Below are 20722 nucleotides of genomic sequence, written 5' to 3' on the forward strand. Positions count from 1 at the left end.
CTTGCATCCATCAGAAGTTGCCGAACCGGCCAATCCAGGCAGCGACGCCCTTGCTATGCCCCTTGATTGCCGCATCCAGTTCAGCACGCGTGAGCCCATTGGGCAGCGCGTCCGGCGCCAGATCCGTGGCGATCAGCAGGAAAACGTAGTGATGCATGCCAGTGCCCTTGGGCGGACACGGCCCGAGGTAGGCCGGCTTGCCGATGGCGTTCTGGCCCATGCGCAAGGCACCGCCGGTGCCGGCACCTTCCGGCAGGCTCGTCTGGGTCGCGGGAATGCCGTAGGCCATCCAGTGGTTCACGCCCAGGCCGCCCGCGCCCTGCGGGTCGGAGGCGATCAGCACGAGGCTGTTGGTGCCGGTGGGCACGTTGGACCAGTGCAGCGGCGGCGAGATGTTGTCTCCCGTGCAGTTGGCGTTGGCGGGGTTCTTGCCGGCGTATTTGCGGTCCATGACGCCGTTGTCGGCAAACGCGGGCGACTCGACGGTAAACGTGGTGTCAGCCTGCGCATACACATGCGGCACGGCCGACAGGCACGCCAGCGACAACAACGCGCGAAACAGGGTTGGCTTCAAGGCAGGTCTCCTGGCAGGAAGGGCGGCGAACGGGCACCACAATACGCGAATGCGCCGCCCGTGCGCGGGGCATCAACGCACAGATGGACGTCAGATTGCCGTGCGACAATACCGCGCCCCAGCGCAGCGTTTGCCGCGCGCTCTTGCCTGACCTGACCATAGGAGAACCGGACGCATGTTCGGCGATATCACGCGTTTTCTGCTCGACACGATCTTCTCGCTCTTTGGCGCGGCACTGCTGTTGCGCGCCTGGACGCAAGCGGTGCGGCTGTCACCGCGCAATCCGCTGTCGCAGGCGATCTTCCAGTTGACCGGCTGGCTGGTACACCCGCTGCGCCGCGTGATTCCGGCCACGGGCTATATCGATTGGTCGTCGCTGGTGGCGGCCTATGCCACGGCGCTTGTGTATTTGTTCCTGCTGCTGGCATCGGTGGGCGTGAGCCCGATGGCGCTCGTGCCGATGGGCTTTGTGGCGGCGCTCTTTACGGTGCTCAAGTGGGCGTTCAACGTGCTGGTGTGGGTGACCATTGCCTCGGCCGTGCTGTCATGGATGGGGCCGGCATCGCCCATGGGGGCGGTGCTCAACACGCTGGTCGACCCGCTGTTGCGCCCGATCCGCCGCGTGGTGCCGCCGCTGGGCGGCCGGCTCGATCTGTCTCCGCTGATCCTGCTGGTGATTGCGCAGGTGATCGTGATCGCGCTGTCGCATCTGTCGCTCTCGCCTTTGTTCATGTGAGCGCGGCACGCGCCTTGCTCGACTGAGGGATATGCCGGCCGCTGCATCTGGCCGGCCACTCAGGAGGACATCATGAACGCATGGAAAACAGCGCTGGTCTGCGCGATTGCCGTGCTGGCTCCCGCGCTCACGGCGTGTACGGCAGGCGGCGCAGTGGCAGGCGGTGTGGCCGGCCATGAAATCACGCATAGCACGGCCGGGACGATCGGGGGTGCCGCGGCAGGCGCCGTCATCGGGCACGAGCTGAGCAAGTAACCGAGTAATCAACACAGCGGCCGACCAGCCGCTTTTTTTTTAGGTTTGCGCAAACAAGGCGCGGTAGGCACTGGGTGACGTGTGATACGTCCGGCTGAAATGCTGCCGCAGCGATACCGCGCTGCCGAACCCCGCCAGTTGCGCAATCGCTTCGACCGGCTGGCGCGTGGTCTCCAGCATGCGCTGCGCATAGGCCAGACGCTGCCCGAGCAGCCATTGACCGACGGTGGTTCCAGTCAGTTCACGAAAGCGCCGCGTGAAATTGCGGCGGCTCATGGCCGCGCGCTCGGCCAGCGAGTCAAGCGAATGCGGCTCCGCCAGATTGGCCACCGTCCAGTTCAACAGGTCCGACAGGCGATCGCCGCCGGGCGCATCGTGCAGCGGTTGCTCGATGTATTGGGCCTGGCCGCCCTGCCGGTGAGGCGCCACCACCAGCCGCCGTGCAATCCGGTTGGCCACCTCCGCGCCATGCCAGCGGCGCACCAGGTGCAGGCAGCAATCCAGCCCGGCGGCAGTGCCTGCGGATGTCACCAGCCGGCCGTCAGCGGCGTCCAGATACAGCACATCAGGCACAAGCTTCACGCGCGGGTAGCGCTGTGAAAACGCATCGGCGGCGCTCCAGTGGGTGGTCGCCTCGTGGCCGTCGAGCACGCCAGCTTCAGCCAGCACAAACGCCCCCAGGCACAGGCCGACCACCGTGGCGCCGCGCGCGTAGGCATCGCGTACTGCATTCACCATGGCCGCCGGCGGCCGCTCCTTCGTGTCGCGCCATGACGGGACGATCAGCACGTCGGCGCGGGCAGCGTCTTCGAGTGTGAAATCGGTCTGCACGGCAAACCCGGCTGTGGTGCGCAGGCCGCCCTTCCTGGCCGGCTCCCCCGCACAGATGCGCAGGTTGTAGGACGGCAGCCCCGCCCAGATGCGGTCTTCAAACACGAGACACGGCACGGACAGGTGAAACGGGCTGATGTCGTTGAAGGCCAGAACGGCGATTTCCTGAGGATGCTGCGTTTGCATACGGGGCTCCGCGCTTTGGCCCGATTCTTTCGATAAACGTCTTCCGGGCCACTGTCGGGAAGGATAGACATTCGCGAAGATGCTGTCCACGGGCTCACGCAAATGCCCGATCCAACCGACCTTGAGGAGTCAGCCATGACCACGAACACCGCCCCGAAGCGCGCCCTGATCGTCATCGATGTGCAGAACGAATACTTCACCGGCGGCCTGCCGATCGAGTATCCGGACCCGCAGCAGACTGTGGCCAACGTTGGCGCCGCCATGGATGCGGCACGCGAGGCCGGCATTCCGGTGATCGTCGTGCAGCAGACTTCGCCGGCCAGCTCGCCGCTGTTTGCCATCGACACCGATGGTTGGCAACTGCACCCGGTGGTGGCATCGCGCCCGCACGATCACTATCTGCGCAAGCTCCTGCCCAGCGCCTATCCGGAGACGGACCTGGCGCAATGGCTGGAAGCACGCGGCATCGATACGCTGGCCGTGGTCGGCTACATGACGCACAACTGCGATGCGTCCACGATCAACCACGCCCTGCACAACGGCACGGCGGTGGAGTTCCTTCACGATGCATCAGGCGCCGTGCCGTATCAGAACCAAGCCGGCTTTGCGAGTGCGGAAGAGATCCACCGCGTGTTCAGCGTGGTGCTGCAATCGCGCTTCGCGGCGGTGATGTCGACTCAGGAATGGGTGCACAGCGTGAAGACCGGCGCGGTGCCGGTGCGCGACAACATCTACAAGTCGAATCAGCGGGCGCGCGGGCTGCTCAAGGACGGGGTGGCACAGCAGGCAGCGTGATGCTGCACGCGCAGGCCCAGCGCGGGTTGGTCCGTTGTTTTAATCACGGCCCGTCGCGCGAGACTCAACGGGTTGGAAGGTGAAATCTTCACCGCGCCTCATCACCCGGCCAATACCGGGAAAGTCGAGATGCGCGCCCGCGACGTAGTAGTCCGGGCGCGCTGTTCTTTCCAAGATCGCCTTGCGCGTAGCACATGCCTTGGGCTGGCTGTCATCAAGCTCCCAGGTCAGTTCAGGACGCCCGAATTGAATGGACGGAACGTGAATAATGTCGCCCCACACCAGGAGGTGCCCGGCACTGCTTCTGACTTCATAGACGGTGTGCCCTTGCGAATGCCCTGCGGCCCGCACGGCGGTAATCCGGTCGCTGACGATCAGCCCATCGTCAACCGGTGCCACACGATCGCGCAATGGCGCGAGCCGCCCGGTGATTTCCGATACCTCTTCCTTCGGGATCAGGATGCGTTCCGCCTTGGGAAATGCCTCCGAACCATCCGGAGCAATGAGCCCGTGCACATGGTCTTCATGCGTGTGCGTGACCGCTACCTGAGTGATGGTGTTTCTGTCGATGCCGCATTCCTGCAATCCGCTCAGGAGGCCGCCCATCGAATCGTCGAGTGCGTTCGATGCGCCGGTATCGATCAGCACAGACGTGCCCTTGTGGACGACCAGGAATGCGTTGACTGACAACCGCAGTTGGCCGTTCACGACGGGAACGCCGGCAGGCAGCGTGTCGAGGGGCTCGCCGGATGCCTGGCACAGCCGTGTCGTCGGCACGTCGATGTAGCCATCGCGCAGCGCGACGACCTGGAGATCGCCGAATTCAAAGGCAGCGTAGCGCTGGCCTTGCGAAATCAGTTTCATGCTGCCCATGCTTCGCCTCCCATTTGGTTATTTCTGAGAAATATATCTTCTATAGAAGATTTTCGCAAGAAAAAACGGCATTTCGGCTTGGACGTTCTTCCATCGTGGACATAATGTCAGCCTGGCGAGTTTGCGTCGGTAAGGCAAAGGAGGCGTGTTGGCAAAGCAGGATGAAGACTTGAGGCAACAAGATGACGACGAGGCGTCCTCGCGCGCCTTTGGTGCGCGCGTGCGCAAGCTGCGTGATGCTGCAGGGCTGACGCTGGAACAGGTTTCCCAACGCTCTGGCGTGAGCCGGGCGATGCTGTCCAAAGTGGAGCGCGGCGAAAAAAGCCCGACCATCGGGATTGCCGCCAAAATCGCCCACGGATTGCAGACCTCCTTGACGGAGCTGGCCGGGGGTGGTGCCTCAGAAGGCGCGGTGGTGCGGATGCGCAGGGCTGAGCGCCCCATCTTTCGTGACCCTGAAACCGGCTTTGAGCGGCACATCGTGTCACCAGCAACGGGCGGGGGGCGCGTCGAACTCCTCTATCACTACCTTCCGCCCGGCGTCTCAACCGGGATACTGCCCGGCTACCCTGCGGGGGCAGAAAAGCAGATCGTGGTAACCATCGGCAACCTGGTCGTGGAGTTCAAAAACACCAAGGAATACCTGGGACCCGGCGACTCGCTGTTCTTTGAGGCGAACGTGGAGCACGGCTTCGCCAATCAGACTGCGGAGCCTTGCGCGTATTTCATGGTCGTGTCGCGCCACGCGTGAGCAAGACTCTTAGCCGGCCACGCTTTCTTCGGCCGGCAAAAACCCGCGGAACGACACTTCCACCTGCTCCACCATCGACGCCGATGTGGCTTCGCGCAGGGCCGCCAGCAACGCATCGAACGCGCTTTCCACGGAGGCGCGGTCGGTGGCCTCGACCAGGCGCTGGCGGATCGGGTGCTCAGCCGAGCTGAACGTGCGCGCCGCAATGTCCATGAGATACATGCGCGCCGCCGCCAGCGAACGCTTGCGTGCCGGTGCGGCAGGCGCACCCGCCTTGGGCGCCGTAGATGCCTCGGGCTGCGGCTCGGCCACCTGAACGAAAACGGGCTCGCCGGCAACATCGGCTGCGCTCTGAATGAACCCAGCCTGCATCAGCTCGAACACGGCCTGCGCCTCCAGGCCGAGCTGACCGGCACGCACGGCAAGGTCCTCGCCCGTGGCGTGGCCATCCACCATGATCAGCAGCGCGCGGCTTGAGCGGCTGAGCGCGCCGTTGCGCGTGGCAATTTCACGGCGCCCCGCGTCTGTTTTTTCGAATCGTGCAGACAACACCTGCATGGCAGCCCCCTATCCTCGCCCGAAGATCGGCACAACATAGGGCGGCTTGTTTGCAGAATCGTGAAACCGGGGCGGCTTCCCCCCGATGGCACACGGCAAACGCTTGCACGCAGGTGGATGTCGGTAAATCCAAACACCCTCCCCCGAAGTGGGGCTGACAACGCGCACGCATCGTTGATACAGCGGGCGCCGACATGACCTGACGCCGCATCGCCGGCCCGCTATTGCCTGCGCGTTCTTCCAGCTCTACTATTCGTTGTTACCGGTACCAAAACCGCTTCACAAGCCTCCGGAAGCCACCCGCCGATTCCCCGCAGAGGGACCCCTGCTCCACATAACAACCGAGACGCCATGCCCGCCCAACCTCCACGCAGACTGCGCAGCCAGCTTTGGTTCGACGATCCGAGCCATGCAGACATGACTGCCCTCTATGTCGAACGCTTCATGAACTACGGCCTGACGCGCGAAGAACTGCAGTCGGGCCGGCCGATCATCGGCATTGCACAAACGGGGAACGACCTGGCGCCGTGCAACCGGCACCACCTGGAACTGGCGCAGCGTGTGAAGGCCGGCATACGCGACGCGGGCGGCATTCCGATGGAGTTTCCGGTTCACCCGCTTGCCGAGCAAAGCCGCCGCCCGACCGCCGCGCTCGATCGCAATCTCGCCTATCTCGGGCTGGTCGAGATCCTGCACGGCTTCCCGCTTGACGGCGTTGTGCTGACGACCGGCTGTGACAAGACCACGCCCGCCTGCCTGATGGCCGCCGCCACCGTCGACCTGCCGGCCATCGTCCTGTCTGGCGGGCCGATGCTGGACGGCTGGCACGAGGGCAAACGGGTCGGTTCCGGCACCGTCATCTGGCATGCGCGCAACCGGCTGGCCGCCGGCGACATCGACTACGAAGGCTTCATGGAGCTGACCACCGCGTCGTCGCCGTCGATCGGCCACTGCAACACGATGGGCACCGCGCTTTCGATGAACAGCCTGGCCGAAGCGCTGGGCATGTCGCTGCCCGGGTGCGCCAGCATTCCGGCGGCGTATCGGGAGCGTGGCCAGATGGCCTACGCCACCGGCAAGCGCATCGTCGACCTGGTGCACGAAGACATCCGCCCCTCGAAGATCATGACGCGCGCGGCGTTTGAAAACGCCATCATGGTGGCCTCGGCGCTTGGCGCGTCCACCAATTGCCCGCCTCACCTCATCGCCATTGCGCGCCACATGGGCCTGGAACTGAGCCTCGAAGACTGGCAGCGCCACGGAGAATCGGTTCCGCTTCTGGTGAACTGCATGCCGGCAGGCGAATACCTGGGTGAGAGCTTCCACCGCTCGGGCGGCGTGCCGGCCGTGTTGCGCCAGCTCAGCGCGGGCGGCTTGCTGCGGCGCGATTGCCCCACCGTGTCGGGCCGTACGATCGGCGCGATTGCCGATGCCGCCCCCGAAGCCGACCGCGATGTGATTTTTCCTGTGGACGGACCGCTCAAGCACCGCGCAGGGTTCATCGTGCTGTCGGGCAATTTCTTCGACAGCGCCATCATGAAGATGTCGGTGGTGGGCGAGGCATTCCGGCAGACCTACCTGAGCGAACCCGGCGCGGAAAACGTCTTCGAGACGCGAGCGATCGTCTTCGATGGCCCGGAGGATTATCACGCCCGCATCAACGATCCGGCCCTCGCCATTGACGAGCGCTGCATCCTCGTCATCCGTGGCTGCGGAACGGTCGGCTATCCGGGCAGTGCAGAGGTCGTCAACATGGCGCCGCCGGCCGCGCTCGTCAAGCAAGGAATCGAATCGCTGCCGTGCATGGGCGATGGCCGGCAGAGCGGCACCTCCGCAAGCCCATCCATCTTGAACATGTCTCCGGAGGCGGCTGTGGGTGGCGGCCTCGCGCTATTGCGCACGGGCGACCGCATCCGCGTGGACCTCAATGCGCGCAAGGTCGATGTCTTGGTCGACTCGGAAGAGCTTGAACGCCGCCGCGAAACCGCAACGTTCAGCGTGCCGCAGTCGCAAACGCCTTGGCAGGAAATCTATCGGAAGTTTGTCGGGCAGCTTTCAACGGGCGGATGCCTGGAGCCGGCAACGCTGTATCTGAACGTCATCGAGACGCGAGGCAATCCACGGCACTCGCATTGACGTATGAAGCTGCCGGCTATGCGCTCTCGCGCTCGACAACGCTGAAGTCGATGCGCGAGAGCTTGCGCGCACCCGTGGCCTCGCCAACGCCCAGCGCATCTAGCAAGACCTCGCCCGTGCGCAGCCCAATGCCATAGGCATCGACGGAAATCGTCGTGATGGTCGGGTGACAACACCACGCGACTTCAAAATTGCCGAAGCCCGCAACAGCGATATCGCCTGGCACCGTCAGGCCGCGCCGGTGGCATTCCATGATGGCGCCGAATGCGGACATGTCGCTCACGCACATCACGGCATCGGTGTCCGGCCAGGCTTCCAGCAACGCGGCCATCGCAGGGCCGCCGTGGCTCATGGTGATGGGGGAATCGCCCAGGCGGATCACGCGTGGCTCACCAAGGCCAAGCGCCTTGATTCCGCTCACGTATCCGCGCATGCGGTCCGTACCGCGCCGGTCTAGCTCGCTTGCGCCGCACAGGAAACCAATGCGCCGGTAGCCCCGGGCGTGCAGGTGGCGCAGCATCGCGAGCGACGCCTTGGCATTCGAAAATCCAACCGCCATGTCGATTGGGCGGTCGGGCAGATCCCACATCTCGACGATGGGGATGCCGGCTCGCTCCAGTAGCGCGCGCGTGCCTGCACTGTGGTGGCGCCCGGTCAATGCAATGCCGCGCGGCTGATGGCGCAGAAGCGACTTCACCAGCGCCTCTTCCTGGTCGAGGTGGTAATCGGTGTCGCCCAGCAGCAATTGCAGGCCATGCGGCGCAAGCGCATCCGTCAGCCCGCGCACGGTATCGGCAAAGTTAGAACTGGCCAGCGACGGCACCAAGGCAGCGACGAATTCCGACCGACCGCTGGACAGCATCCCGGCCGCGGCCGTGGCAACGTAACCGAGCGCATCGATGGCCTGTTGCACACGGGCACGGGTTGCAGTCGACACGCTGCCGCCTGCCAGCACCCGCGATACCGTCATCTTGGACACGCCGGCCGCGCGCGCAACATCGGCCATGCGAGGGGGGGTGGGGCCGGAGGTCATTGAGAAACGTCTACGCGCAAGGGGAAAGAGGAAAGAGGAGTGGCGATCATAGCGGAACCGGCCGCGACACAGACGAGCGCTACGCCTGCGCCAGCGCGCGGCCAATGCGGTCCGCCATGCCGGCAACACCGACAACGAGACGCTTTTCCCTGCGGGCGTCCAGTCGGCTGATGGGCACACTGGAACTCACGGCAACGTGCTTTCCCAGCGGCGTGACACCGACGAACGCCGCAAAGCAGGCCAGCCCCGCCACCACCTCCTCACGCTCCGTCGCCAGCCCCCGGACGCGAATACGCTCCAGCTCATCGAGCAAATCGGCCCGGCGCGTGGTGGTGCGCTCCGTCATGGCGGCTAGACGGGCAGGCAGGAGCGCGCGCACCGCTTCGTCATCCAGGCTGGCGAGAAGCGCCTTGCCCAGCGCGCAGCAATGCGCCGGCAAGCGCAGGCCGACATCCGATACCAGACGAACCGGCCGCGGCGCATCCTCCCGCGCGATGTACACGACTTCCGAGCCGTCGAGCACGGCAAGCTGGACGACTTCGTTGTGTGTGGCCACGAAGGCGGCGGATTCGCGCCGAAACGCTGCCAACAAGCTGTCGTGGCGGAAATAGGCGTTACCCAGCTCAAACAGGGTCAGGCCGATCAGATAGCCATCGGCCCGCTTTTCGATCCAGCGGCGCTTTTCCAGAGACTCCAGCAGCAGGTACAGCGTGCTTCTGGACATGCCCGTCGCCTGCGCCAACGCGGCTGGTCGCACGGGAGACGTCGCCGCGCAGAGTATTTCCAGCACGTCATGTATGCGCTTGAGTGCTGGCACCTCGTAATCTGTCTTCACTGGAAAGCTACTCCGCTCATGATTGGCTCGATTGTCCAACAGGTTGGAAATTACGTCACCGTGTTGGACACTCCGAACCGCCATCTCTACGATCACGCGGGTTCCTTGGCAACAAGGGTGTCCAATTTACGGAGTGCACATGACCGCCATCGCCAACTATTTGCCGCACGATCTGGAGCAGTCAACGCTAGTTGGTCGGGTCTGGCGTACGACCGGCAACGGCGCGGGGCCATCTGTCGTGGTGGTGCGCAACGGTGTCGTGTTCGACATCACGGAAGCCGTGCCAACGGTGGCAGATCTGTTCGAGCATCCTGACGCACTGGCCGTGGCCCGGCAGGCACCGGGGGAAAACCTGGGCCACGTCGAAACGCTTGTCGAACGCTCGCTGGCAGCCGATCGCGCGGGCACCGCGCCGACCCTGCTTGCGCCGAACGACCTCCAGGCAATCAAGGCCTGCGGTGTGACGTTCGCGGTCAGCCTGATCGAGCGCGTGATCGAAGAACAGGCTGGCGGCGATCCGGCCAAGGCCCGCGACGTGCGCGAGTCGATTGTGGGTGTGGTGGGCTCGGACCTCTCCAAGATCAAACCCGGCTCCGATGCTGCCATGCGGCTCAAGGAGGAACTGCAGCGCCGGGGCGCATGGTCGCAATACATGGAAGTCGGTATCGGCCCCGATGCGGAAGTGTTCTCCAAATCGCAGCCGATGTCGGCAGTCGGGTTCGGCGCCGACGTGGGCTTGCATCCGGCCTCGCGCTGGAACAACCCGGAGCCGGAGATCGTGCTTGCGGTCAGCAGCGCCGGCCATGCCGTCGGGGCAGCGCTCGGCAACGACGTGAACCTACGCGACATCGAAGGGCGCTCCGCATTGCTGCTGGGCAAATGCAAGGACAACAACGGCTCCTGCGCGATCGGCCCGTTTGTGCGCCTGTTTGACGAGCGCTTCACGATCGACACGATTCGCGCGACGCAGGTATCGCTGCGTGTTGAAGGCGCCGACGACGGCTTCACGCTCGACGGCTTAAGCCACATGAGCGAGATCAGCCGCGACCCGCTCGACCTCGTCACCCAGACCTGCGGACCGCATCATCAATACCCGGACGGCTTCATGCTGTTCCTCGGCACGATGTTCTCGCCGATCAAGGATCGCGACGCACCGGGTGCCGGCTTCACGCACCACCTCGGCGACCGCGTAACGATCAGCGCGCCTGCACTCGGCGCGCTCGTCAACACGGTGCGCCTGTCGACAGAGATCGCGCCGTGGACGTTCGGTGTCCGCGCCCTGTACCGCAACCTGGCAGCACGCGGGCTCGTCCGTCAGGATTGATCGGTCATCGCAGCGGAAAAGTTCACGGCAGAGTCCGTGGAAGGCCGCCCCTTGACCGGCGCGCGAAACGCGAACAATCCGCCGGCAAGCGACTCCTTCTGCAACGCCTCGTCCGACAGCCCCTTTCGGGCGGTGGTTGCATAGACCGTCTGCAAGTCATCGCCGCCAAATGCGAGCTTGGTGATGTTGGAACACGGAAAGTCGACGCGCCCGATGCATCGGCCGTCGGGCGAGAACCGCTCGATCCGTCCTCCGCCAAATAGCGCGACCCACACGCACCCTTCCTCGTCGACGGCCATACCGTCCGGGTGGCCGGTGCCCTCGATCGAGGTGAAGACGCGCTTGCGTTGCAGGCTGCCGTCGTCGCCAAGGTCGAAGGCATAGACCACACGCTGCAAGGTATCTGTGTGATACAGCGTGCGGCCGTCGGGGCTCGCGGTCGGGCCATTCGTGATCACGTAGCCTGAATCGCGCACGCTCAGCCGACCATCCGGACCGACGCGGTAGAGCTGCCCGCTGGGCTCGGACTCCCCATCGTCCATCGAGCCGAACCACAGCGCCCCGGTGCGATCGACAAAGCCGTCGTTCAGACGGTTTCCCGGCCGGTCGGTCTCGACCGGCAACACGCCACTGAAGGTGCCCGTTGCAAACGCGAACCGGTAGAGGCCGCCCTGCACGCCACAGATCCAATTGCCATCAACGCTGGGCAGCGCAAAGCCGATCTGACCGGGCGCGACCCAGCTGCGGCGCACAGCGGTATCGGGGTCATATCGGTAGAGCCGTCTGCCTTTGATATCGACAAAGACCACGCAGCGCGACGCCGCATGCCACACCGCGCCTTCCCCAAGCGTTGCGCCGACGCGCCAGACGCATTCCGGAATGATCGGCGCCGTCATCCGCCGTACCACCCGGCATCGACAAAGTACTCACGCGCCGTGCAGCGCGCGGCATCGTCCGATGCAAGAAACAGCGCCATGCGGGCTACGTGTTCCGGCTCGACACGCTCATGCAGGCATTGCTCGGCCAGCAGCTTGGCTTCGCTCTCAGGCGATTGCCAAAGTGCCATCTGCCTCGGCGTGCGGACCGCGCCGGGCACGATGCAATTGACGCGAATGCCGAATCCGCCAAGGTCGCGCGCGAGGCCGCGTGTCAGGCCTTCAATGCCAGCCTTGGCCGTCATGTAGATAGCGAGGTCCGGTTGGGCAAGGTGCCACGAGATGGACCCGAGGTTCAGGATCACACCACGCCCCAGCTTCTTCATGCCGGGCAGCACGGCTTGCGCGCAGAAGAACTGATGGCGCAGGTTCACCTCGATGCGGTTGTCCCAATAGGCTTGCGACACCGTTCCGATCTGATGGCGGTCATCATTTGCGGCGTTGTTGATCAGGACTTCGATGGGGCCGGATTCGGCTTCAATGCCTGAGAACGTGGCGTTCAGCGCATCGACATCGCGCAGATCGCAGTAGCGAAAGACCGGCGGATGCACGCACTCGCCCAGCGACGCCGCCAGCGCTTCTGAGTCCGCACGCGCAATATCCAGAAACGTAACGCGCGCCCCCTGTTTGGCAAAGCCTTCGACGATGGCAGCACCAATGCCGCTACCGCCGCCGGTAATCACAACGTTCTTGTTAACAAGGCTCGGATAAATCGCATAAGACATAGGAGATTCCAGTTACAGCAAAAAGAGATAAAGCCCGCAGCGCTGGTTCAGCGACGGCCGGAGCGCGAGATGACGTCCACCCAGACGGCCAGAACGAGGATGCCGCCCTTGACGATCATCTGCCAGTACGCGTCGACGTCGAGCATGGACATGCCGTTGTCGAGGCTGGCCATGACCAGCGCGCCGACCAGCGCACCGTAGACCGTGCCCGCGCCGCCGCGCATTGACGTGCCGCCGATAAAGCAGGCCGCGATAGCATCCAACTCGCCCATCGTCCCGGCGGACGGTGAGCCCGCAGCGAGCCGCGCCGTATTGACGATGCCGGCAAACGCGCACATCAGGCCCATGAGCCCGAAGATGGCCAGCTTCACGCGATCGGTATTGATGCCCGACAGGCGCGTGGCCTCCAGGTTCGAACCCACGGAGTAGATACGGCGCCCGAATACCGTCTGGCTGGCAATCCACGAAAAAATGCCCAGCAGCGCCAGAACGAGGAGAACCGGCACCGGGATGCCGCCATAGCTGTTGAGCGTGGCGACAAACGCAACGATGACCGCGCCCGCCGCAATCAACTTGGCGACGTCTTGCCATAGCGGTGCGACATCGAGTTCATAGCGGCGGTGCTCACGCCGCTGTCGGATCACCACGAAGATCAACAGGCAGAAGATCAGCACTGCCATCAGGTCACCCACCCGGCGCGGCAGGTAGCCCTGGCCGATCAGCACGAAGCTGTCCGACACCGGCGCAATCGTCGAGCCATGTGTGAGGCCGAGCAGAATGCCGCGATACGCGAGCATGCCGCCCAGACCAACGATGAAGGACGGAACGCCCCGGTAGGTTGACCACCATCCGTTGAACAAACCCATGGCCACGCCGAGCAACAGCACCACAGGCACCGTCGCCACAATTGGCCAACCCAGTCCTTGATCCAGGATGGCAGCCACGCCGCCAAGCAAGCCCAACAGCGAACCGACCGAGAGATCGATCTCGCCCGCGATGATGACGAACACCATCCCACAGGCCAGCATCCCCGTGATCGACATCTGCCGCAGCAGATTGGAGAGATTGCGTGCCGACGTAAACGCACCGTCGGTCAGCATCGAAAAGAACAGCCAGATCGCGGCCACGGCGATCAGCAACGCCAGGATCTTGTAGCGTGCGAAGAGTTGCCTCAGGCGCTGGGTTGCCTTGAGCGTGCTACGCGAAGGGTCCACCCCGCCGGCGGCTTGTGGGCTCGTCTGAGAAGTCATGCGTGGCCTACCTGATGAAAAGTGGATGCGTGCCGCACCGGTTGAATGGCTGCGGTCAGAATGTGTTCCTGCGTCAGCCCGTCGTTCACGAAGTCGCCACGCAGCTCGCCCTCGCCGATCACCAGCACGCGATCCGAAATGCCGAGCACTTCGGGCAGTTCCGATGAAATGACGATGATGGCCATGCCGCGTTTGGCCAGGTCACCGATGAGCTTGTAGATCTCGTACTTTGCTCCGACATCCACGCCGCGCGTCGGCTCGTCCAGAATCAGGACGCGCGGCTCGGTGAGCAGCATTCGCGTGAGGACGGCCTTTTGCTGATTGCCGCCCGACAGGCTGGCAATCGGCAGCATCGGATGCGCGGCACGTACGGCAAGCCGGCGCATCTCCTTGCGGATCGTGTCGAGTTCGGCCGCGCCGTCAATGCGGCCGAGACGCGAAAAACGCTGGAGGACGGCAAGCGTGATGTTGTGCCCGACGCTCATCAGCGAGACGATGCCGTGGCGTTTGCGGTCTTCCGGCACCATCGCAATGCCCGCACGAATGGCGTCAAGCGGCGCCCGGACTTTCAACGGTTTTCCGTCAAGTACGAGTTCCACCTCACTGGCGCCTTCATACGCGCCAAAAACCGCCTGCATCAGCTCGGTTCGCCCTGCCCCAACCAGCCCCGCCACGCCAAGAATTTCACCCCGCCGCACCGAGAAGGACACATCATCGACCCGCTTGCGAGTCGGGTTGTTCGCGTCGTAGCACGTCACATTGCGCGCCTCGAAAACAACCTCCCCGATGGGATGGGGTTCGCGCGGGAACAGTTGCGTAATCTCGCGCCCGACCATCTGCGCGATGATGCGGTCGGTGGTCAGGTCGTGCATCGGTGCGGTCGACACATGGCGGCCGTCACGGATGACGGTGACCGTGTCACACACCGCTTCCACCTCGTCGAGCTTATGCGAGATGTAGACACACGCAATGCCGCGCGCCTTCAGATCGCGCACGATATCGAGCAGGATGCGCGTTTCAGCCGCCGTAAGCGACGACGATGGCTCGTCCAGAATCAGCAGCTTCGCGCGCTTGTTGAGCGCCTTGGCGATCTCAATCAATTGCTGATGGCCGCCGCCGTAGTGCATCACGGGCAACGCGACATTGATGCCCCGGATGTTCAGGTCACGCAGCAGCTTGTCTGCGCCCTGGTACATGGCCGCGTAGTTCATGCGGCCGCCGGGCAGCGTGATCTCGTTGCCGAGATAGATGTTCTCAGCCACCGACAATTCCGGCACCAGCATCAGTTCCTGGTGGATGATGACGATGCCCGCCCGCTCGGTGTCGCGAATACCGCTCGCGTGGAGCGGCTGCCCCTCCCAGAGGATTTCGCCATCCCAGGTTCCGCTCGGGTAGACGCCGGAGAGCACCTTCATGAGCGTTGATTTTCCGGCGCCGTTCTCGCCGCACAGGCCGACACACTCGCCGGGCCTTACGACCAGGTTGATACCGTCGAGCGCCTTCACACCGTCAAACGTCTTGACGATGCCGCGCATCTGCAACAGAGGTTCAGACATGCCTCGTCCTTGAGGTACGAACGCGGCCGGCGACAAAGCGTTGGCTCGTCGCCGGCACGAAGTGGCCCTGGCTGCGCGACCTTATTGGCCGCCGCCGATCTGAGCCTGCGTGTAGAAGCCGTCTTTCACCACCAGGTTGACGTTGTCCTTCGTGAGTTGGGTGGGTTGCAGCAACACCGTGTCGACCTTCTTCTTGCCGTTGTCGTACTGCGCGTTGTACTTGGGCTTGTCACCCTTGGCGAGTGCCACCGAAAGCTGCGCCGCCTCAGTGGCAATCAGCTTGAGCGGCTTGTAGACCGTCATCGTCTGCGTGCCGGCAATCACGCGCTTGACGGCGGCAAGGTCTGCATCCTGCCCCGACACCGGCACTTTGCCGGCGAGCTTCTGTGCAGCCAGTGCCTGGATCGCGCCACCTGCCGTGCCGTCGTTGGATGCCACCACCGCATCGATCTTGTTGTTGTTCGCTGTCAGCGCGTTTTCGACAATACCCAGCGCAGCAGACGCGCTCCACTCGGGCACCCATTGCGAGCCCACGACCTTGATGTCGCCGCGGTCGATGGCCGGCTGCAGCACCTTCATCTGGCCTTGCCGCAGCATCTTCGCGTTGTTGTCGGTGGGGGCGCCACCAAGCAGGAAGTAGTTGCCCTTGGGGCGGACGTTGTAGACGCCCTGCGCTTGCAGCTCGCCCACCTTCTCGTTGTCGAAGGAGATATAGGCATCGACGTCGGCATCGAGAATCAGGCGGTCATACGACACCACCTTGATGCCGGCCTTCTTGGCTTCCGCCACCACGTTGGTCAGCGCCTTGGAGTTGAACGGCACGATGACGATCACGTCGACACCGCGCGAGATCAGGTTCTCGATCTGGGAGATCTGACGTTGCTCGCTGGCATCCGCCGATTGCACCGACACTTTCGCGCCCAGCTTTTCTGCGGCAGCGACAAAGTAGTCGCGGTCGCGCGACCAGCGCTCCACGCGCAGGTCATCAATACAAAAGCCAATCTCCGGATGCGCCTTGCTGGCATGCGCCAGAGGCGCCGCAATCGACAGGCTGGCGAGCACTGCACCGCAAAAGGCGGCCCTCAGAACACTACGGCGTTGGTTCGATTTCATGTCTCACTCCATCTTCTATTGTTGGTGGATACCCCTAGGCCGACGGTGCGCGTGGTGCGCCGCAATAGTGATCTCGCCCGGCTCGACGGCCATCGCATGGTGATGCGGCCGCTCAGCACGGGCAATTACGAAATTGCCCAACCGCCCTAACATTTCTTGCCACCCCGCCGCGATCGTCTGACAGCGCCCCACGTAGCCAATAGAATGTGCAAGCGCGCAGCACGCCCCAGCGCTGCAGCCGTTTGGCAACCCCTGCCACCGCGAGCGGCCCGAGCCACCATGCACCGTCAACCTTCCGATCCATCGCAGCACGCGCGCATTCATCGCATTGCGCTGCTGTTCAATGCCAACAAGGTGTATGACCGCGAGATCATCGCGGGCATTGGCGACTACATGCGCTCCACGCGCGTGACGTGGGACTTGTTTCTGGAAGAGGATTTCCGCTGCCGGCTGCCCGGCATCGAGCGCTTTGATGGCGACGGCATCATTGCGGATTTCGACGACCCCGCAGTCGCTGAAGCGCTGTGCGGTTGCCCGCTGCCTGTGGTGGCCGTCGGCTCATCGTATGAAGATGCAGCGCAATACCCGGCAAAGGAGCCCTATGTCGCAACGGACAACGGCAAGCTGGTCTCGCTGGCATACCGGCATCTGATCGAAGCCGGCCTGCAGCACTTTGCGCTGTACAGCCTGCCCCAGGCGCCAGAGAACCGCTGGGCACAGCAGCGCGAGCTCGCCTTTACCCGCTTGCGCCGGCAGGACAATCCCACCGCCCCGATTGAGCAAGAGATTTACCGGGGCCTCTCGACCAGCGCGCCGACCTGGCATCAGGCGATCGGTCAGTTGATTGAATGGCTGCGGGGCTTACCCAAGCCCATCGGCATCATTGCCGTGACCGATGCTCGGGCCCGGCACCTGCTGCAGGCATGCATGACGGCAGGGTTGGCCGTGCCAGAGGAAGTCGCCATCATTGGCATCGACAACGATCCGCTCACACGCACCTTGAGCCGCATCCCGTTGTCATCGGTCATTCAGGGCACGGTAGAGATGGGGCGCACCGCCGCACATCTGCTGCATCAGATGCTGGGCGGTGCCCGCTTGGCAGGCCGGCAGATTCTCGTGCCGCCGGTTGGCATCAATGTGCTGGCGTCGTCCCGCCACCAGCCGCTTTCCAGCCCGTATGTCATGCGCGCGCGCCACTTCATCCGGCAGTACGCCTGCCAGGGAATCAAGACCGAGCAGGTCGCGGACTACGTCGGTATCTCGCGGTCATCGCTCGAAGAACACTTTCGTCGTGAATTGAATTGCACCGTGCACCAGGAAATCCTTCGCCATAAGCTCGACGCCGCCAAGCACATGCTGGCCAGCCGTGATGTCGCAACCGCCGAGGTGGCGGTGCGCTGCGGCTTTACCTCACCGCAATACATGCACGCCGTATTCCGTCGTGAGCTGGATTGCACGCCGCGCGAATACCAGGAACGCACCATCACAGAGGGCCAATCATGAGCATCGCGCCAGCGCTGTCCGCACACGCGCCGCTCGACGGCACCGTCTCGTCAGCAACATGGGGGCACTTGCCGGACGGTGAACCGGTTCGACTGTTCACGCTGCGCAATGCCTCGGGCATGCGCGTTTCGATCAGCGACCTGGGGGCAACGCTCGTCTCCTGGCAAGCACCTGACCGCGGCGGGCGCCTGGGCGAGATTCTTCTGAACCACGCGACGCCTGCCGCCTACCTGGAATCGCCGGGCTATCTGGGCGGCTTGATCGGACGCTGGGCCAACCGGATTGCCGGCGCGCGCTTCACGCTCGACGGCATCGACTACGCGCTCGACCGCAATGAGGGCGGCAATCTGCTCCACGGCGGGGCGAGCGGGTTTCATCGGGCGCTATGGGAGGCTGAGGATGAGGACGGCGCATTGGTCCTGCGGCTCACGTCCCCAGAAGGCGATGCGGGATTCCCCGGCAATGTCGCCGTTCAGGTTCGCTATGCGCTTGACGACGATGGCACGTTGTCGATCGACTATGAAGCGCGGACCGATGCGCCCACGCCGATCAACCTGACAAGCCACGGGTATTTCAACCTGAGCGGCAAGCCCGGCACCGACATCAAGGGCCACATCCTGTCGATCGATGGCGACGCCTTTCTGGAAGTCGACGCCAAGCTGATCCCGACGCGAACAGCCAGCGTCGCGGGCACGGCATTCGATTTTCGCCAGGGGGCGCCCATCGGGGTACGGCTGGACTGGCCTAACGCGCAACTCGCGCAGGCCGGCGGGTTCGATCACTGCTTCGTACTGCGCAATACGGCGCCGGAGGGTCGCCCACATGTGCGCCCAGTCGCCCGGCTGTATGACCCGGGCAGCGGGCGCGAATTGACGGTGCTCACCGATCAGCGCGGGCTGCAGTTCTACTCGGGCCACAAGCTTGGGGGCACGCACGCGCTGCGCAGCGGCTTATGCCTGGAAGCGAGCGCGTTCCCGAACCAGGTCAACATGCCCGATGCGCAAGCGGTCATGTTCCGCCCCGGCCAGGTCTACCGCCAGCACACCGCATACCGCGTGTCGGTTGCTGAAGAGACCTGAGCCGCCAGACCTGAGCCGCTTTTCAGGCGCGCGGCTTGGATGTTCAATGCGCAGCTGCAGCTGCAGCCGCGCCGTGCATGACTTCGTGCGAGCCGCGAATGCCGTTGAACCATGCGTTGAGCACCACGGCCACCAGCGTGCCCATCACGATGCCGCTGTGGGTGATGGGGTGCATCCAGTCCGGAAAGTGGTGGAAGAACGCCGGCGCCAGCGTCGGCATCATGCCAAAGCCGACCGACACCGCGATGATCAGCAGGTTGTGGCGCTGCTGCTGGAAATCGACCATGCCCAGCATGCGGATGCCGGCTGCAGCCACCATGCCGAACATCACGATGCCCGCGCCGCCCAGCACGTATTGCGGCACAGACGCCACCACGTACGACAGCTTCGGAAACAGCCCCAGCACGATCAGCAGCAACCCGCCGGCGGCCGCCACATAGCGCGAACGCACGCCCGTGATCGACACCAGCCCGATGTTCTGCGAGAACGACGTATGCGGAAACGTGTTGAACACGCCCGCCACAACCGTCGCCAAGCCGTCGGCACGCAGGCCGTTGGTCAACTCGTTGCGCGAGATCGGCTTGCCCACCACGTGCGACAGCGCGAGAAACATGCCGGTTGATTCCACCAGCGTGATCACGATCACGATGCACATCGAGATGATGGCCGACAGCTCGAACTTCGGCATGCCGAAGTGGAACGGCGTCACCAGCGTCATCAGCGGCGCCATGCTCGCATCCGCCAGCGACACCTTGCCAAACGCCGCTGCCACCAGCGTGCCCGTCACGATGCCAAGCAGCACCGCGATATTGCACAGCAGTGCGTTACCGAACTTGGTCAGCAGCAGAATCGTCACCAGCACCAGCGCCGCAATGGCCAGGCCGAACGGATCGCCAAACGCCGGGTTCGGCACCATGTGGCGCACGCCGTCGACCACCTGCGGAATCATCTGCTGACCGCCTGCGGCCCAGTTGATGCCTACGCTCAACAGCGAAAAGCCGATCAGCATGATGACCGTGCCCGTTACCACGCGCGGGAACAGGCCAAGCAGCCGCCCCATCAGCGGCGCAATGGCAATGCCGAACACACCTGAAACGATGGACGCCCCGAAGATGCCGGGCAGCCCCATGCTGGGCTCCACGCCAATGGCGATCATGGGTGCAACCGCGGCAAACGTGACGCCCATCATCACCGGCAGACGGATCCCGAAGATCAGGAAACCGAGCGATTGGATAAGCGTGCCGATGCCAGCCGCAAACAGGTCGCAATTGACCAGATACGACAGATCGCTCTTCGACAGACCAAGCGCATTGCCGACAATCAGCGGCACGGCAATCGCACCGGCGTACATCACCAACAGGTGCTGCAGGCCAAGTGCAAACAGGCGGGGCAGCGGCAGACGCTCGTTGACGGGATCGACAGCGGCGTGAGCGATTGTTGACGAAGAAGGCGAGGGTTGGCCGGGGGATGGGCGCATTGTCTGTCTCCTGGGGCCGCCCCCGTGTCAATGCCGGGAGCGTGCTTTAGGCGGATGTGGCGGAGTCCATCCGCCGGCATTCATGCGGCGTGATGCCGCGTATTTGCCGGAATCTTGGAGGTGTGCCGTTTTCCTGTCAACAATTGCCACTGTTTTTTGTGTACATATTTTGCGTTCCGAAAGGTATGTGCGCCGGC

20 protein-coding genes are annotated in these 20722 nt (G+C 63.9%); 8 read left to right on the forward strand and 12 right to left on the reverse strand.

Features of this window, described 5'->3' with window-relative positions:
- Positions 1–10: 10 nt before the first annotated feature.
- Positions 11–574: a YbhB/YbcL family Raf kinase inhibitor-like protein gene (locus ACCD03_RS20170; protein ID WP_316673373.1), complete on the reverse strand. Its 564-nt coding sequence runs from the start codon at positions 572–574 to the stop codon at positions 11–13.
- A 175-nt stretch (positions 575–749) separates the two neighbouring features.
- On the opposite strand from ACCD03_RS20170, the gene ACCD03_RS20175 reads away from it, so the two are divergent.
- Positions 750–1310 carry a YggT family protein gene (locus tag ACCD03_RS20175; protein WP_024978452.1) on the forward strand — a complete coding sequence of 187 codons (561 nt, stop codon included), beginning with the start codon at positions 750–752 and terminating at the stop codon, positions 1308–1310.
- 72 nt (positions 1311–1382) lie between these two features.
- Positions 1383–1565 (forward strand): glycine zipper 2TM domain-containing protein, encoded by a 183-nt coding sequence (locus ACCD03_RS20180; protein ID WP_413412679.1) that lies wholly within the window; start codon positions 1383–1385, stop codon positions 1563–1565.
- 39 nt (positions 1566–1604) lie between these two features.
- Here ACCD03_RS20180 and ACCD03_RS20185 read toward each other — a convergent pair whose 3' ends face one another.
- Entirely contained in the window at positions 1605–2582 is a 978-nt protein-coding gene (locus ACCD03_RS20185) for a GlxA family transcriptional regulator (protein ID WP_413412680.1), read from the reverse strand.
- 135 nt (positions 2583–2717) lie between these two features.
- On the opposite strand from ACCD03_RS20185, the gene ACCD03_RS20190 reads away from it, so the two are divergent.
- Positions 2718–3377: a cysteine hydrolase family protein gene (locus tag ACCD03_RS20190; RefSeq protein ID WP_092972147.1), complete on the forward strand. Its 660-nt coding sequence runs from the start codon at positions 2718–2720 to the stop codon at positions 3375–3377.
- A 39-nt stretch (positions 3378–3416) separates the two neighbouring features.
- Here the strand turns inward: ACCD03_RS20190 and ACCD03_RS20195 are convergent, their stop codons facing one another.
- A complete protein-coding gene (locus ACCD03_RS20195; RefSeq protein ID WP_413412681.1) occupies positions 3417–4241 on the reverse strand; it encodes an MBL fold metallo-hydrolase in 825 nt (274 codons plus the stop codon).
- A 157-nt stretch (positions 4242–4398) separates the two neighbouring features.
- Between ACCD03_RS20195 and ACCD03_RS20200 the strand changes: the two genes are divergently transcribed.
- Complete coding sequence (locus ACCD03_RS20200; protein ID WP_316673360.1) at positions 4399–5001, forward strand: XRE family transcriptional regulator; 603 nt, start codon at positions 4399–4401, stop codon at positions 4999–5001.
- 9 nt (positions 5002–5010) lie between these two features.
- On the opposite strand, the gene ACCD03_RS20205 is transcribed toward ACCD03_RS20200, so the two are convergent.
- Positions 5011–5559, reverse strand: a complete 549-nt coding sequence (locus ACCD03_RS20205) for a hypothetical protein (RefSeq protein WP_413412682.1) — start codon at positions 5557–5559, stop codon at positions 5011–5013.
- Positions 5560–5910: 351 nt separating this feature from the next.
- Between ACCD03_RS20205 and ACCD03_RS20210 the strand changes: the two genes are divergently transcribed.
- A complete protein-coding gene (locus ACCD03_RS20210; RefSeq protein WP_413412683.1) occupies positions 5911–7695 on the forward strand; it encodes an IlvD/Edd family dehydratase in 1785 nt (594 codons plus the stop codon).
- A 16-nt stretch (positions 7696–7711) separates the two neighbouring features.
- Here the strand turns inward: ACCD03_RS20210 and ACCD03_RS20215 are convergent, their stop codons facing one another.
- Positions 7712–8728, reverse strand: coding sequence for a LacI family DNA-binding transcriptional regulator (locus tag ACCD03_RS20215; RefSeq protein WP_413412684.1), 1017 nt, complete (start codon positions 8726–8728; stop codon positions 7712–7714).
- Positions 8729–8807: 79 nt separating this feature from the next.
- Entirely contained in the window at positions 8808–9563 is a 756-nt protein-coding gene (locus ACCD03_RS20220) for an IclR family transcriptional regulator (protein ID WP_413412685.1), read from the reverse strand.
- Positions 9564–9702: 139 nt separating this feature from the next.
- Between ACCD03_RS20220 and ACCD03_RS20225 the strand changes: the two genes are divergently transcribed.
- Complete coding sequence (locus ACCD03_RS20225; RefSeq protein WP_413412686.1) at positions 9703–10887, forward strand: fumarylacetoacetate hydrolase family protein; 1185 nt, start codon at positions 9703–9705, stop codon at positions 10885–10887.
- On the opposite strand, the gene ACCD03_RS20230 is transcribed toward ACCD03_RS20225, so the two are convergent.
- The 5 genes from ACCD03_RS20230 to xylF form a co-directional block, all read right to left on the reverse strand.
- Positions 10878–11783 (reverse strand): SMP-30/gluconolactonase/LRE family protein, encoded by a 906-nt coding sequence (locus ACCD03_RS20230; protein ID WP_413412687.1) that lies wholly within the window; start codon positions 11781–11783, stop codon positions 10878–10880. The genes ACCD03_RS20225 and ACCD03_RS20230 overlap by 10 nt on opposite strands.
- The gene (locus ACCD03_RS20235; RefSeq protein WP_045201906.1) at positions 11780–12547 is read right to left on the reverse strand and encodes an SDR family NAD(P)-dependent oxidoreductase; all 768 of its coding nucleotides are present in this window, start codon (positions 12545–12547) and stop codon (positions 11780–11782) included. The genes ACCD03_RS20230 and ACCD03_RS20235 overlap by 4 nt, the downstream gene beginning before the upstream one ends.
- Positions 12548–12594: 47 nt before the next feature.
- Positions 12595–13797 (reverse strand): sugar ABC transporter permease, encoded by a 1203-nt coding sequence (locus tag ACCD03_RS20240; RefSeq protein WP_253534993.1) that lies wholly within the window; start codon positions 13795–13797, stop codon positions 12595–12597.
- Positions 13794–15353: a D-xylose ABC transporter ATP-binding protein gene (xylG, locus tag ACCD03_RS20245; RefSeq protein ID WP_253534996.1), complete on the reverse strand. Its 1560-nt coding sequence runs from the start codon at positions 15351–15353 to the stop codon at positions 13794–13796. Before xylG ends, ACCD03_RS20240 begins: the two co-directional genes overlap by 4 nt.
- A gap of 81 nt (positions 15354–15434) precedes the next feature.
- Positions 15435–16466: a D-xylose ABC transporter substrate-binding protein gene (xylF, locus tag ACCD03_RS20250; RefSeq protein ID WP_253535013.1), complete on the reverse strand. Its 1032-nt coding sequence runs from the start codon at positions 16464–16466 to the stop codon at positions 15435–15437.
- A gap of 279 nt (positions 16467–16745) precedes the next feature.
- Between xylF and ACCD03_RS20255 the strand changes: the two genes are divergently transcribed.
- Both ACCD03_RS20255 and ACCD03_RS20260 read left to right on the forward strand, forming a co-directional pair.
- A complete protein-coding gene (locus ACCD03_RS20255; RefSeq protein WP_413412688.1) occupies positions 16746–17969 on the forward strand; it encodes a XylR family transcriptional regulator in 1224 nt (407 codons plus the stop codon).
- Positions 17966–19048, forward strand: coding sequence for an aldose epimerase family protein (locus ACCD03_RS20260; RefSeq protein WP_413412689.1), 1083 nt, complete (start codon positions 17966–17968; stop codon positions 19046–19048). The genes ACCD03_RS20255 and ACCD03_RS20260 overlap by 4 nt, the downstream gene beginning before the upstream one ends.
- A 43-nt stretch (positions 19049–19091) precedes the next feature.
- Here the strand turns inward: ACCD03_RS20260 and ACCD03_RS20265 are convergent, their stop codons facing one another.
- Positions 19092–20525: a nucleobase:cation symporter-2 family protein gene (locus ACCD03_RS20265; RefSeq protein WP_413412690.1), complete on the reverse strand. Its 1434-nt coding sequence runs from the start codon at positions 20523–20525 to the stop codon at positions 19092–19094.
- Positions 20526–20722: the final 197 nt, after the last annotated feature.

This window comes from Ralstonia sp. Ralssp135 (assembly GCF_047304345.1).
Lineage (GTDB): Bacteria > Pseudomonadota > Gammaproteobacteria > Burkholderiales > Burkholderiaceae > Ralstonia > Ralstonia chuxiongensis.

Bases quoted from the DNA above. Each gene is read 5' to 3' on its own strand.
- ACCD03_RS20235 (WP_045201906.1), bottom strand. From the start codon at position 12,547: ATGTCTTATGCGATTTATCCGAGCCTTGTTAACAAGAACGTTGTGATT.
- ACCD03_RS20230 (WP_413412687.1), bottom strand. From the start codon at position 11,783: ATGACGGCGCCGATCATTCCGGAATGCGTCTGGCGCGTCGGCGCAACG.
- ACCD03_RS20210 (WP_413412683.1), top strand. From the start codon at position 5,911: ATGCCCGCCCAACCTCCACGCAGACTGCGCAGCCAGCTTTGGTTCGAC.
- ACCD03_RS20215 (WP_413412684.1), bottom strand. From the start codon at position 8,728: ATGACCTCCGGCCCCACCCCCCCTCGCATGGCCGATGTTGCGCGCGCG.
- ACCD03_RS20195 (WP_413412681.1), bottom strand. From the start codon at position 4,241: ATGAAACTGATTTCGCAAGGCCAGCGCTACGCTGCCTTTGAATTCGGC.
- ACCD03_RS20225 (WP_413412686.1), top strand. From the start codon at position 9,703: ATGACCGCCATCGCCAACTATTTGCCGCACGATCTGGAGCAGTCAACG.
- ACCD03_RS20255 (WP_413412688.1), top strand. From the start codon at position 16,746: ATGCACCGTCAACCTTCCGATCCATCGCAGCACGCGCGCATTCATCGC.
- xylG (WP_253534996.1), bottom strand. From the start codon at position 15,353: ATGTCTGAACCTCTGTTGCAGATGCGCGGCATCGTCAAGACGTTTGAC.
- ACCD03_RS20175 (WP_024978452.1), top strand. From the start codon at position 750: ATGTTCGGCGATATCACGCGTTTTCTGCTCGACACGATCTTCTCGCTC.
- ACCD03_RS20205 (WP_413412682.1), bottom strand. From the start codon at position 5,559: ATGCAGGTGTTGTCTGCACGATTCGAAAAAACAGACGCGGGGCGCCGT.
- ACCD03_RS20185 (WP_413412680.1), bottom strand. From the start codon at position 2,582: ATGCAAACGCAGCATCCTCAGGAAATCGCCGTTCTGGCCTTCAACGAC.
- ACCD03_RS20240 (WP_253534993.1), bottom strand. From the start codon at position 13,797: ATGACTTCTCAGACGAGCCCACAAGCCGCCGGCGGGGTGGACCCTTCG.
- ACCD03_RS20265 (WP_413412690.1), bottom strand. From the start codon at position 20,525: ATGCGCCCATCCCCCGGCCAACCCTCGCCTTCTTCGTCAACAATCGCT.
- ACCD03_RS20180 (WP_413412679.1), top strand. From the start codon at position 1,383: ATGAACGCATGGAAAACAGCGCTGGTCTGCGCGATTGCCGTGCTGGCT.
- ACCD03_RS20260 (WP_413412689.1), top strand. From the start codon at position 17,966: ATGAGCATCGCGCCAGCGCTGTCCGCACACGCGCCGCTCGACGGCACC.
- ACCD03_RS20190 (WP_092972147.1), top strand. From the start codon at position 2,718: ATGACCACGAACACCGCCCCGAAGCGCGCCCTGATCGTCATCGATGTG.
- xylF (WP_253535013.1), bottom strand. From the start codon at position 16,466: ATGAAATCGAACCAACGCCGTAGTGTTCTGAGGGCCGCCTTTTGCGGT.